This is a genomic window from Kitasatospora sp. NPDC002965, assembly GCF_040611255.1.
Lineage (GTDB): Bacteria > Actinomycetota > Actinomycetes > Streptomycetales > Streptomycetaceae > Kitasatospora.
Window position 1 is genome coordinate 1 of record NZ_JBEXNT010000199.1, and the last position, 12,233, is coordinate 12,233.

The following is a 12,233-nucleotide window of genomic DNA, read 5'->3' on the forward strand; positions in this document are numbered from 1 at the left end:
GGCGGGTCTGCGGCGGGGTCGGTCCGGGGGGCGGCCGGCGGGCCGAGCACGGCACCGGCCCCGGTCCGGGCCGCGCGGGTCGGCCAGGGCACGAGCCGGTGCACCCGGCGCTCCCGGGGCCCCGGGATGGTCCGGGTGCCGGCGGTGCGCGGAGGCATCTCTCGGTCGTCGGCGGCCCGCACGGTGGTGTGGTGCCCGCCGGACGGGCTGCTCACCCGGCACAGGGTAGGCCACACCGCCGGGCCGCCGGGAGGAGTCGGGACGAATCCCCCCGCCCGCGCGCATCCGCCGGCCGCCGTCGCGGAGGCCGGACGACCGCCGGGTCGAACACCCGGCGGGGGATCAGCGGCGGCGGAACAGCAGGTCGTGCACGACGTGGCCCTTGGCGATGCCCGCCCGTTCGAACTTGGTGACCGGGCGCCAGTCGGGCCGCGGCGCGTACCCCGGGACGGAGCCGTCCGGGTGGTCCGCGGGCTCCAGCCAGCCGGTGCCGTCACCCTCGGGGTGCAGGTTCTCCAGCTCCGGCGAGGCGGAGAGCACGTCGAGCATCTGCTCGGCGTACGGCTCCCAGTCGGTGGCGCAGTGCACCAGCGCGCCGGGCGCCAGCCGGGGCAGCACCAGGTCCAGGAAGGACGGCTGGATCAGCCGGCGCTTGTGGTGCTTGGGCTTGGGCCACGGGTCGGCGAAGTAGACCCGCAGGCCCGCCAGCGAGGCGTCGGAGAGCATGTCGCGCAGCAGGATCACGGCGTCGCCGGCGGCGGCCCGGACGTTCCGGCTGCCGTCGCGCTCCAGCATCCCGAGCAGGTTGCCGTGGCCGGGGGTGTGCACGTCGGCGGCCAGGATGCCCGTCGCCGGGTCGGCGGCGGCCATCGCGGCGGTCGTCTCGCCCATGCCGAAGCCGATCTCCAGCGTGACCGGCAGGCCGTCGAACAGCGCGGCCAGGTCGAGCGGGGTGCCGTCGATCGCTATGCCGTACCGCTCCCAGCCCCGGTCCAGCGCGCCCGCCTGGGCGTTGGTCATCCGGCCCCGGCGCGGCTGGAAGCTGCGGATGCGCCGCTCGCTGTGCTGGGCCTCGGTGGCCTTGTGCGGGTACATCGGCGCCGGGTACGCGGCGGGCGCGGCGGAGAGCCGGGCGGAGGGCGATGGCTGGGGGATCGGGGCGGTGGCAGTCACAATCAACCGAGTCTACGGGGCCGCCCGGCACGGCCCGCAGGCCCTGTGACGGTCCCCACGTCCGGCCGGGCGGGGGCGGGGGTCACCCGCCGGCGTCCAGCGCCGCCAGCGCCCGGCGGGCCACCTCACGGCCGATCGGGAGCGAGGCCGTGGCCGCGGGGGAGGGGGCGTTCAGCACGTGCACCAGACGGCGGGTGGAGCGCGGGTCGTCCGGGTCGAAGCCGGCGAACGCGAAGTCGTCCAGCAACGAGCCGTCCCGGGCCACCGCCTGGGCCCGGACGCCGGCGGCGGCCCGGACCAGGTCGGCCGCGGTGACGGCGGGCAGCAGCCGCTGCACGGCGGTGGTGAAGGCCCGCTTGGAGAGCGAGCGACGCAGCTCGCCCACCTCGTAGCGCCAGTGCCGGCGGGCGATCTGCCAGGTGCCGGGGAAGGCGAGCGTGTCGGCGAGGTCGCGCGGGCGGACGGTGCGCCAGTCGTAGCCCTCGCGGGCCAGGGCCGGTACCGCGTTCGGGCCGACGTGCACGTCGCCGTGGATCCCCCGGGTGAGGTGGACGCCGAGGAACGGGAAGGCCGGGTCGGGCACCGGGTAGACCAGGCCCCGGACCAACTCCCGGCGCTCCTTGGTGAGTTCGTAGTACTCGCCGCGGAACGGCACGATCCGCACCCCGGGGTCGTCGCCGGCCAGCCGGGCGATCCGGTCGCTGTGCAGTCCGGCGCAGTTCACCAGCACCTGGCAGCGCAGTTCGCCGGTGGAGGTCTGGACGGTCACGCCGTCCGGCCGGCGGGCGACCGCCCGGAGCTCGGCGCCCGTCCGGATCTCCGCGCCGGCCTCGCGGGCCAGCCGGGCGTAGGCGGCGGCCACGCCGGGGTAGTCGCAGATGCCGGTGGTGCCGATGTGCAGCCCGGCGACGCCGGTGACGTACGGCTCGTGCTCGGCGATGCCCCGGCGGTCCAGCTCGGTCACCGGGATGCCGTTGGCCCGGCCGCGTTCGGCCAGCGCGCGCAGCCGGTCCAGTTCGGCCGGCCCGGTGGCGACGATCAGCTTGCCGGTGACCTCGTACGGCACGCCCTGGGCGCGGCAGAACTCCACCATCTCGGCGGCGCCGGCCACCGCGTACCGGGCCTTGAGCGAGCCCGGCCGGTAGTAGACGCCGCTGTGGATGACCCCGCTGTTGCGCCCGGTCTGGTGCGCGGCTAACCCGGGCTCCTTCTCCAGCACGGTGAGCCTGAGCCCGGGCCGGGCCCCGGCCAGCGCGTACGCCGTGGAGAGCCCGACGATCCCGCCCCCCACCACCAGTACGTCGACGTCGTACGCCACCGCCCGCTCCTCGCCTCGCTCGCCCCGACCGGCCCCCGCCTGCCCGCGATGCTGCCACGGCGGCGGGGACCGGTCGAGTGGGCGTCAACGGCGCTCGCGCTCCCCCCACGGCCAGTCCGCGTCGCGCCCGGACTCCAGCAGCGGGACGAGCCGGAAGGCCGCGTCGGTCAGCCCGCCGAAGGTGTGCCGGCCGGGCCCGGCCGGCGCGTGGGCGAGGGCGTAGCCGGCCAGGTTCCAGGTGTAGACGGGCACCCGGGCCGGGACGGCCGCCAGCGGGTCGTGGCCGTGGAGGCCCGGCCCGGTCTGCTCGTCGGTGACGATCACCACCCGGTCGTGGTCCCGGTAGTGGGCGCGGACGGCCGCGGCGGTGGCGGTGCCGCCCAGGCTGCCGAAGCGGTCCAGCACGCGCAGCACCGCCTCGCCCCTGCCGACCTCGACGACCCGGCTGGTCGAGCCGAACTCGACCAGGTCGGCGTCGGCGGCCCGGACCTTCAGCGCCGTGCCGAAGATCGCCGCCGAGTCGGCCCGGTTGAGCCCGCTCCGCTCGCTCGGCCGGTCGAACATCGACCCGGACCGGTCGACCAGGATCAGCGTCCGGCCGGGCAGCGCCGGCACGTTGGCGAGCGAGTGGGAGAGCGCGGTCTCCAGCGCGTGCCCCCAGCGCAGCGACGGCGCGTGCCGGTACGCGGCCAGGTAGCGGAACGGGAACTGGCGGGAGCGGCGCACCTCCTCCCGGTCGCCGATCCTCCGTGCGACCTCGGCCGCGACCGCGTCCGAGACCCCGGCCCGGTCGAAGTTGCGCAGGTTGCGCACCAGCGCCATCGGGCCCATGGACGGGATGACGGCCTCCCAGACGGCCGCGTCCAACGGCCCCTGCAGCCAGCCGGCCAGCGCCTCCCAGGTCATCCCGGCCGCAGCCAGCCGCTCCGCTCCGCCCTCGCCGGTCACCACCGCGCGCCGCCGGTCGACGGGGATCGCCAGCAGGTCGCGGTGGGCCGTGAGCAGCGGGTCGCCGGTGGGCGGGGCGGTCTCGTCGGGCCGGTGCCGGCGGTCCAGCGCGTAGCCGAACAGCGCGCCCTGCCACGGCTTCTCCGGGTGGGGCGCCGGGTGGGTCAGCTCCAGCACGTCGGCGAAGCGGTAGCCCTTCGACGCGGTGTCGTACTTCAGCAGCGCGCGGCCGTCGTAGAGCCGGCGGACGGCGTCCGCGACGCCGCGCTTGACCGGCTTCGGCAGCGCGCGCCCGTAGCGGGACGTCCAGTAGGCGAGCAGTTCTCCGGGCTCGTCGGCACGCCGCAGGACGGCGTCGACCGCCCGGCGGGAGTACCCGGGCTCGCCGGCGTCCAGCCGGGCCCGGGTGAACTCGGCCGCGCCGACCAGCGCGGCCGTCCGCAGCTGACCCTCGTGCCGGAGCCAGCGGAGCAGGCCGAGGGTCCATTCCGGGTCGCTCACGGCGAGTTCGCGGACCAGCGCGGTGTAGCGGTCGTCGCGCCGGCCGCCGCGCTCGTGGAACGTGTCCTGCCCGACCATGTTCGCGACGGCCAGCAGGAAGAGTTCGGACTTCGCGTCGCGGAGGTGCCCGGTGCCGCCGTTGTGATTGACCGCACGCTGCCCGGTGGTGGTCACGGGCGAGCTCGCGCTCGGCCTGGTCCGGCGGACGTTGAAACGCGACATGGTGGAACCCCCCTGCTGGCTGGTGGAAGTCGTGCGGGAGGCATGGCGGAGGAAGGGGTGCCCGAGATCGTGCCGGCCCGGCGGCCGACGACGGCGGAGGTAAGAGGCTTGTGCTCTACCGGATTGAGCTAGCGGCCGCGCTCGCGCACGGACCGCCCGGGATTCGAACCCGGAACCGCAAGATCCGAAGTAACCCCAGCCTGCGCACCGGGCACCCCGGCGCCGTGCCTCCCGAGATCACAGTGGCGGCGGTGTCGCGGGCTCGAACCGCAGCGCCTTTCGGCGCCTTACCAAGAAGTAACCGCTGCCGTCGCACCGGGAGGTGCGGAAAACCTTTTCACGAATGGGTGTCCAGAGATCGAGGACGGCTGAGGTGACGAAGCTGCTCTACCTGACTGAGCTACACCGGCCGGAAATGCCGGCGGCAGGATTCGAACCCGCGACCCGCCCATACGAAGTGGAAGTAACCTCTGCCTGCGCACCTGGACGAGAAGGACGATATCCGGGGGCCTTCCGGCCGTGCATCCGAATTAACGCCGGCAGTTCCGGCGTCCGGTCGTCCGGTCGTCCGGCAGTTCGGTTGCCCGGAGGCCCGGCAGTTCGGCCGCCCGGCCGCCCGGTGGGTCCGGGCTGCCGGGTCGACGGACCGCGTCCGACCGTGTCCGCAGGCGCCGCCTACGCGGGGGCGACGATCACCGAGCGGGCCCGTTCGGCGAGCTCCCGCACCCGGCGCTCGCTCTGGAACGGCTCCAGCCGGCGCAGCATCTCCACCACGTACTCGCGGCTGCGCTGCGAGGAGATCCGCCCGGCCACCTCGACGGCGCGCTCGCCGGCCGCGACCGCCGCGTCCAGGTTTCCCGCCTCGGCCTCGGCCATCGCGGAGACCACCAGGCGCAGGCCGTGCGAGCGGACGAAGCCCTCGGTCGGGCGGGCCAGCGCCTCCCGGGTGAACTGGCGGACCTTGGACGGCACCCCGAGGTCCCGGAAGCACTCGGCGGCGTCGGCGGCGAGCCGGTCGTAGGCGTAGAAGTCGATCCACGCCGGATCGGGATCCCCGGCGCGGGCCCGTTCGAGCGCGCTCTCGGCGGCCCCGAGCGCCGTCGCGCACGCCGCCGCGTTGCGCGCCCTGGCCTGGGCCCGGGCCTCGACCAGGTGGAAGAAGCTCATCGTGCGGGTGGTGGCCAGGCCCCGGTTGCGCTCCAGTGCGGCCTGGGCGAGGTCCACGGCCTCCTCGGCGAAGCCCCGGTAACAGGCCTGCAGGCTCATCGAGGCCAGCACGTAGCCGCCCAGCGGCACGTCGGCGGCGGCCCGGGCCAGGCGCAGGGCCTGGATGTAGTAGCGCTGGGCGGCTTCGTGCTGGCCGGTGTCGAAGGCCATCCATCCGGCAAGCCTGGTGAGTTCGGCCGTCGCGCCGAACAGCGCACGGCCCACCGCGTCGCTGTACGAGGCCAGCAGCAGCGGCGCGGCCTCGACCCGCAGACACTCCGGGACCATCGACGAACGCCAGTCCCCGCCCCCGTACTTGGAGTCCCAGCGGCGGGCCTCCTGGGCCGCCTCGCGGAGCTTGGCGGCGTCCGAGTGGCCGACCCGGTACGAGCCCGCCTCGACGGGGGAGCGCAGGGGGAGCTCACGGGCCACCGAGCCGTCGGCCGGGGTGATCAGCCAGCGGGAGACGGGGGTCGCGTACGCCGCGACGGAGAAGGTGCCGGCCAGGCTGTCGCTCCAGCGGCCGCCGCCGGGGCCGCGGCGCAGGTCGAGGTCGACCCGCCAGAGGTCGGTGGCGGAACGGACCGCCTCGGACACCTCGCGCGGGAAGGCCAGGCCGAGTTCGGGCGCCGGATCGGTGTCACCGAGGCCGATCTCCTCCAGCGGGACCGGCCGCCCGAGCTTGCCGCCGATCGCGGTGGCGATCAGGTGCGGGACGGGGCCCTGCGGCACCATGCCCTTGCTGACCCAGCGGGCCACCGAGGTCTTGTCGTACCGGAGCGTCAACCCGCGTTGCGCGCCAAGGTCGTTGACCCGGCGAGCCAGCCCGGCGTTGCTGATCTGGGCGAGAGTCAGGAGCGTGCCGAGCCGTTCGTTCGGTCCTCGTGGGCTGACGGTCATGGTGGCGGGGGCACCTCCTGCGGCCTTGTGCGCGGGGCCCGGGCGGCACCGGGCCGTAGCTGCTGTACCTAGAGTAGTCGGACGCGTTCCGAGGGTTAAGAGGCCGCATTCCGGATGGCGGGATCGCGCACCCGGCCGCGTCCGGCGGGCGGGCCGGCGAGTTGGTCCGGACCACCCGGATCCGGCCGTGCCGCGGTGTTCCGACCGCGCGCCGGAGTGCCGTGCTCCGGTCCCGTGTCGATGTGCGCCCGGCCGTGCCCCCTGGCCCGACCGGCTGGTCGGCGATTCGCTGGTGGTCGTGGGTCGGCCCGCCGTCGAGGACCCGGCGGGCCGGGGGAAGCCGCCGTCTACATCCCCGCGGGCGGCGGCGAAGTCCGGGAGGGCATGCGGATGCCCTCCCGGACTGAGCGACGCCTTTCGGCCATTTCGCGATGGCCATGACAAGGCGACGTGAGGGGCGGTCCGGGCCGAGGAGGGGGAGGCCCGGGTCGCCCCACCGGAACGGGTCGCCCAGGCGTTCGACCGCCGGTTCCGACTACCCGCGGTACTCACGCCCCGGATCGCGCCGCACCCCGGATCCCGCGGAGTCGCCCAGAGTTCCCCGGGGCGCCGCGGCTGCCCGGCCCCGGTCCTTCTCCGTTCGCCGCGCTCCCGGTTTCTCCCCGCACCGGAAACGACAACTCCGGTCACCGGACGGCCGAGCGGTGGCACCATGTCTTCTGACGGCGCGCCGGCCCGGGGTGGGCGCCCGCCGCGGCGCACCACGGGATGGAGGGGGACGCCCGGCGGTGGACGCGCCGCGCGGTGCAGGTCCTCGTCCGGTGGAGGCACGATGCGGTGGCTGACGGGCTGGTGCACGGCCGCACCCCGACCGGGCGCCCCGGCGCACGAGCCCCCCGGCGCAGTGAGCCCGATCGCCGCGCGCCTCCTGTGGAGCGGCCCCGACCCGCTCTGGGCGGTCGGCGACTGGCGACCCGAGGAGATCCGCCTGGTCACCCTCCGGCCGGGAGCCCCCGCCACCGTCACCTCCGGCCACGCCGGTCCCGACCGCGTCGAGGACACCCCCGCCACCAGCCGCCTCGCCGTCCTCGGCCACTGCGGCGCCTCCGACGCCGAACTCGCCGCAGGTCTGGCCGCCGCCCGCGGCGGCGCCGTCCGCCACCTCACCGTCTGGCCCGGCAGCTACACCGCCGTCCTGCGCACCGGAGTCCGCTCCACCGTGCTGCTGACCGACCTGGCCGGCGCCCAGCCCGTCTTCCACACCCCCTGGGCCGGCGGCACCGCCTACGCCACCGCCGCCCTCCCGCTCGCCGACCTGGTGGGCGCGCCCCTCGACACCGGCCACCTGGCGGCCCGGCTCGCCTGCCCGGAGTCGCCGGAGGCGCTCGGCACCGGCACCCCGTACCTCGGCGTGCAGCGCGTCCCGCCCGGGCACGCGCTGGCCGTGCGCGGGGGGCGCCCGTACCTCACCTCGTACGACGAACCGGGTGCCGACGGCGCACGGCCGCCCGGCGAGGCGGCGGCCGTCCGCGAACTCACCCGGGCACTGCTGGAGTCGGTCCGCTCCCGGGTCCGGACCAGCCCGGCCGGGACCGCGCCGCCGGCCGTCGGGTCCGGGCGTTCCCGGCTCGGCGTGGACCTCTCGTACGGGACGGCGTCCGCCACCGTCGCGCTGCTCGCCGCCGCGGTCCCGCTCGCCTCGGGCCCGGCCGCCGGGGCCGACCCGGTCGGCAGCGCGGTAGGGGACGCGGTGGGGGACCTCGCCGACTCCGGTGAGCGGGCGGCAGCGACGGGCAGGGCCGGCGGCCGTGCCGCGCCCGGTGCGGTAGTCGGGCTTGCCGGCCGGACCGGGGCGGTCAAGGGCTCCTGGGCCCGCCCGGCCGCACGGCCGCTGCCCGCCACCGAACAACTCGCCGCCGTCACCTTCGGCGAGACCGCCTTCGACGGGCGCGGTTCCGGCGGGGACGGTTCCGGGGAGGACGACGGCCCGGCCGCCCTGACCCTCGCCCCCGACGTCCCCCGGCTGCGCCACACCGTGCTCGCCCCCGGCCCGGGCACCCTCCCGTACGCCCACCTGCGCTCCGACCCGGCCGCGGGCCGGCTCACCGACGAGCCCGGCCCCGAACTGGTCGCCGCCGCCGGCGCCGAGGCCCGCTTCGACGTCGGCGGCACGGACCACCTCACCGGCTACGGCGCCCGGCAGGTCCTGGACGGGCACCCGGCCCGGCTGGCCGACCTGGTCCGGGCCGGCCGCTCGCGGGAGCTCCTGTCGCCGGTGGTGGCCCTGGCGGGTGCCGACCGGGCCGCCGCGGGCGTGCTCGTCGGCGCGCTGCGCACCCCGCTCGCCGTGGTCCGGGCCGCCCACCGGCTCTCCCGGATCAGGTTCGCCGACGCGCTCGACGACGTCGCGGTGAAGCTGACCCTCCGGCACGTCGCGGACGGCGGCGGCACGGCGGGTGCCCGCTCGGTCGGTGACCTCGCCTGGGTGGTGCCCGGCCCGGCGGCCCGCTGGCTCTCGGACGAGGCCCTCTCGGCCGTCGCCCTCAGGCTCCGCCTGGCGGCGCGCGAACCGGCGCCCGGGGAGCACCCGGGCGCGCACCGGGCCCGCCACGCCCTCCATCGGCACGCGCGCGGGTTCCGCACGCTCGTCCACGCCACGGAGCAACCCGGTCAACGGCTGCACGCGCCCTTCCTGGACAACCAGGTGGTGCGCGCCGCCCGTCTCCTCCCCGCCGACGTCCGGCTCCAGCCCGGCGCGCGGCCCGCCCTGCTGCAGGCCGTCCTCGCCGGCGCCGGCCGCACCGACCTCCCGCCCGGCTGGGGACGGGGCCCCCGGCCCGACCGCACCACCGCCACCCGGGCGGGCCTGCGGCTCGCCGCCGACGGACTCGCCGAACTCTTCGACGCACCCCTGCTCGCCGAGGCCGGCCTGATCGACCTCCGTGCCGTCCGCGCCGACCTCGCCCGCGCCGCCGACCCGGCGACGCCCCTCGCGCCCGCCGCCCTGGCCGGCCTCGCCGACCTGGTGGCCACCGAACTCTGGCTCCGCCGCGTCCGCGCGCGCCGGCACGGCGCCTGCTGGACCGGCCTCCCCCTGCCCGAACACACCGCCCTCACGCCGCCCCGCTTCGGCTGACCCGCCGCGGTACGGCTGACCCGCCCCGGGGGCCGGCGCGCCCGCGCAGGGGGCCGTCCGGAGCAGGACGTCGGCCGGTCCGACTTCCTGTGCGCACCGGGACGCCCGCCCGCGCCCTGCGTGAACCTGGCCTGATCCTGCCGCCCCGGTCCGCCCCGCCCCGCCCAGCCCAGCCCCCGTCCGCCCCAGCCCGCCCGTCCACGATGCGCTGCGCCCCGCAGCGCGCGCCCGCCCCGCACCCCTCCCGCCGCGAGCCGCACCGACGTCCGCCCGGCGCGGCTCGCCCGTGCGGCTGGGCCGTGCGGGCGATCATGGCGGGGCGTTCCGTCCCCTTCCCCCGCGGAGGCCGTGGTGACCAGTGCCAGTCCGGACCCGTCCGTCCCCGTCGTGCTGTCGGTGCTCGGCCGTCCGCCGACGGGCCGTCCGCCGGGGGTGCTGGCGGCGTGCGACGGTTCGGACGGCTCGCTCTGGGCCCTGGACCGGGCGATGACGGAGGCCGAGGTGTTCGGCCTGCCGCTGTACGTGCTCGCGGTCGTCAACCCGGCGCCGGCCGGGTACCCCCCGGGGATGGCCGAACTCGTCCAGGAGAGCGTGGAGACCCTGGTCGAGTCGATGGCGGACGGCCTCCGCCGCTCGGTGGCCACCGTGCAGGAGGCCCGTTCCCGCCCGTACGAGGGGGAGTTCTCGCTCCACGTGGTGCTGGGGAACGTGATCGAGGTCCTGCTGGCGGCCTCGGCCCGCCAGCACACGGTGGTCGTCGGCACCCGGGGCAACGGCGGGTTCGCCCGGCTGCTGCTGGGCTCGGTCAGCGGCGCTCTGGTCCATCACGCCGCCTGCCCGGTCCTGGTGGTTCCGGCGCCACCCGAGCACTGAGTCGCGGGCCACCCGCCGGCCTGTCGGGAATGTCCCGAGATGGTTCACCGTTCACCTATCTCGGACCGCATCCCTTCCACCCCTGGAGCCCCCGTCATGAAGGTCGAGATCTACTCCGACATCGCCTGCCCCTGGTGCTACATCGGCAAGCGCCGTTTCGAGCAGGCGCTCGACGGCTTCGCGGGCAAGGAGAACGTCGAGGTGGTCTACCGGCCGTACCAGCTGGTGCCGGACGCGCCGGCCACGGCGAGCCCGCACCGGGAGTGGCTGGCGGAGCGCTACGGCCCGCAGTCCGTCGCGATGGACGCCCGGGTGGCCGAGCTCGGCCGGGCCGAGGGCATCACCTACGACTTCGACGCCGCGCTGCACGCCAACACCTTCCTCGGCCACCGGCTGCTGCACCTCGCCGAGACCGAGTACGGCGCGGCCGTCCAGGGCCGGCTGAAGGAGGCGCTGCTGAAGGCGCACTTCACCGACGGCGTGGACGTCGGCGACCGTGCCGCACTCACCGGTGTCGCCGTCGAGGCGGGCCTGGACCGCGACCGGGTGACCGCCTACCTGGCGGGCGACGAGGGTGTCGCCGAGGTCCGCGCGCAGCTGGCCGAGGCCCGCGAGCTGGGCATCACCGCCGTGCCGACCTTCGTCTTCGAGGGCAAGTGGGCGGTCCAGGGCGGCCAGGAGGCCGAGGCCTTCCGCCAGGTGCTGGAGCAGGTCGCCTCCGAGATCGGCGAGCGCCGGCCCGCGCCGGTGCCGGTCGTCCCGGCCGGCGAGTCCTGCGCGGACGGCTCCTGCGCCGTCTGATCACCCGACATGCGGCCGGTCCGCGTCCGCCCTCCGGATCGTCCGACGACCGGATCACCGCACAGACGGATCACCGCACGACCGGACCACCGTAGGGACGGATCGACACCCGTCGGAGCCCGCTTCAGGAACACCTGAAGCGGGCTTCGGCCCAGTCGGCCATGTTCAGCGCCGACCAGACGCCGTTCGCCGGCGTCACCACCAGCCGGATCGACTTCTGACCGGCCAGCGGCACGTGCACCGGCACCGCCGGATCGCCGGCCCGCAGGGCGGGCGAGCTCCACAGGGTGCGGCCGTCACCCCCCTGCACCGAGAAGACCACACCGCCGATCGAGACGGTCAGGTCGTCCATCCCGGCCACCGCGTCGAACGACGTGCAGCTCCGGTTGAGGTCGATCAGCGTGGTGGCGGGGGCGTGCACGGTGATGCCGTGCGCGTGCCGGGCGCCGTCGATGCTGACGGCGTCCCGCTGCCAGAACCAGTCGCTGCCCTTCTGCCGGATGCTCGGCTGCGGCGGCGGCACGCGGTTGTTGCCGGGCTTGACCACCGGAAGGTCGTCGGCCCAGAAGTCCGTCGGCTCGGGCAGCGGCGGCAGGGTCGGCGCGCTGGGCGTCACGGTCGGTGTGGGCTGCGGGGGCCGCGTCGGCGTCGGGATCACCGGCACCTCGGGCGTGGGCACCGGCGGCACGCTCGGTGTCGGGACCACGGGGACCGGAACCGGGGGCGGCGTCGGGGTGGGGGTGGGGGTCGGCGTGGGCTTCGGTGGGGGTGTGGGGGTCGGCGAGGCCGCCGGAGTGCCGGCGGGCGCCTTTCCCGGCGGCGCCTGCGGGGGCACGGCCTTCGGCGTCGGGACGGGCGGCGGGGGCGCGGACGGGCTCGGCGCCGGTTCGACCGGCGCCGGTCGGGGGCTGCTCGGCGCCGGCTCCGGCTCCGGCACGGGGGCCGGCGTAGCCGGCGGTGCGGGCGCGGCGGGCGCGGAGACCGGCGGAGCGGCGACCGGGGGCTTCGGCTCGGGCGAGCCGGTGAGCGCGTAGGCGGCGACGGCGGCTGCGGCCACCGCGACGGCGGCGGCGATCCCGGCCTTGGCCGCGGTGCCCAGACCCTCGCCGACCGCGCCGGCGCCGGCCCCGCCCCCGCCCGAGGCGCCTGCCCCGG

The 12,233-nt window shown here is 76.7% G+C and carries 8 protein-coding genes and 1 pseudogene; 3 read left to right on the plus strand and 6 right to left on the minus strand.

The features are described from left to right. From ABZY91_RS39440 to ABZY91_RS39460, 5 genes and pseudogenes are all read right to left on the minus strand, one after another. Positions 1–215: pseudogene (locus ABZY91_RS39440) on the minus strand (hypothetical protein); the annotation flags it as partial. A 127-nt stretch (positions 216–342) separates the two neighbouring features. Beyond that, a complete protein-coding gene (trmB, locus tag ABZY91_RS39445; protein ID WP_329947900.1) occupies positions 343–1,173 on the minus strand; it encodes a tRNA (guanosine(46)-N7)-methyltransferase TrmB in 831 nt (276 codons plus the stop codon). A gap of 82 nt (positions 1,174–1,255) precedes the next feature. After that, positions 1,256–2,491 (minus strand): L-2-hydroxyglutarate oxidase, encoded by a 1,236-nt coding sequence (gene lhgO / locus ABZY91_RS39450; protein ID WP_355408764.1) that lies wholly within the window; start codon positions 2,489–2,491, stop codon positions 1,256–1,258. An 84-nt stretch (positions 2,492–2,575) separates the two neighbouring features. Then, the gene (locus ABZY91_RS39455) at positions 2,576–4,162 is read right to left on the minus strand and encodes a TROVE domain-containing protein (RefSeq protein WP_355408766.1); all 1,587 of its coding nucleotides are present in this window, start codon (positions 4,160–4,162) and stop codon (positions 2,576–2,578) included. Between the two features lie 675 nt (positions 4,163–4,837). Further along, positions 4,838–6,268: an MFS transporter gene (locus tag ABZY91_RS39460; protein WP_329878516.1), complete on the minus strand. Its 1,431-nt coding sequence runs from the start codon at positions 6,266–6,268 to the stop codon at positions 4,838–4,840. Between the two features lie 832 nt (positions 6,269–7,100). Here ABZY91_RS39460 and ABZY91_RS39465 point away from each other — a divergent pair. From ABZY91_RS39465 to ABZY91_RS39475, 3 genes are all read left to right on the plus strand, one after another. Next, entirely contained in the window at positions 7,101–9,404 is a 2,304-nt protein-coding gene (locus tag ABZY91_RS39465; RefSeq protein ID WP_355408768.1) for an asparagine synthase-related protein, read from the plus strand. A gap of 351 nt (positions 9,405–9,755) precedes the next feature. Continuing rightward, positions 9,756–10,277 (plus strand): universal stress protein, encoded by a 522-nt coding sequence (locus tag ABZY91_RS39470; protein WP_355408770.1) that lies wholly within the window; start codon positions 9,756–9,758, stop codon positions 10,275–10,277. Between the two features lie 96 nt (positions 10,278–10,373). Continuing rightward, on the plus strand, positions 10,374–11,078 hold the full coding sequence (locus tag ABZY91_RS39475) for a DsbA family oxidoreductase (protein ID WP_329878510.1): 705 nt from the start codon (positions 10,374–10,376) through the stop codon (positions 11,076–11,078). Positions 11,079–11,202: 124 nt separating this feature from the next. On the opposite strand, the gene ABZY91_RS39480 is transcribed toward ABZY91_RS39475, so the two are convergent. Then, positions 11,203–12,233, minus strand: a 1,031-nt coding sequence (locus tag ABZY91_RS39480) for an NPCBM/NEW2 domain-containing protein (protein WP_355408772.1), incomplete at its 5' end; no start/stop codon positions are given.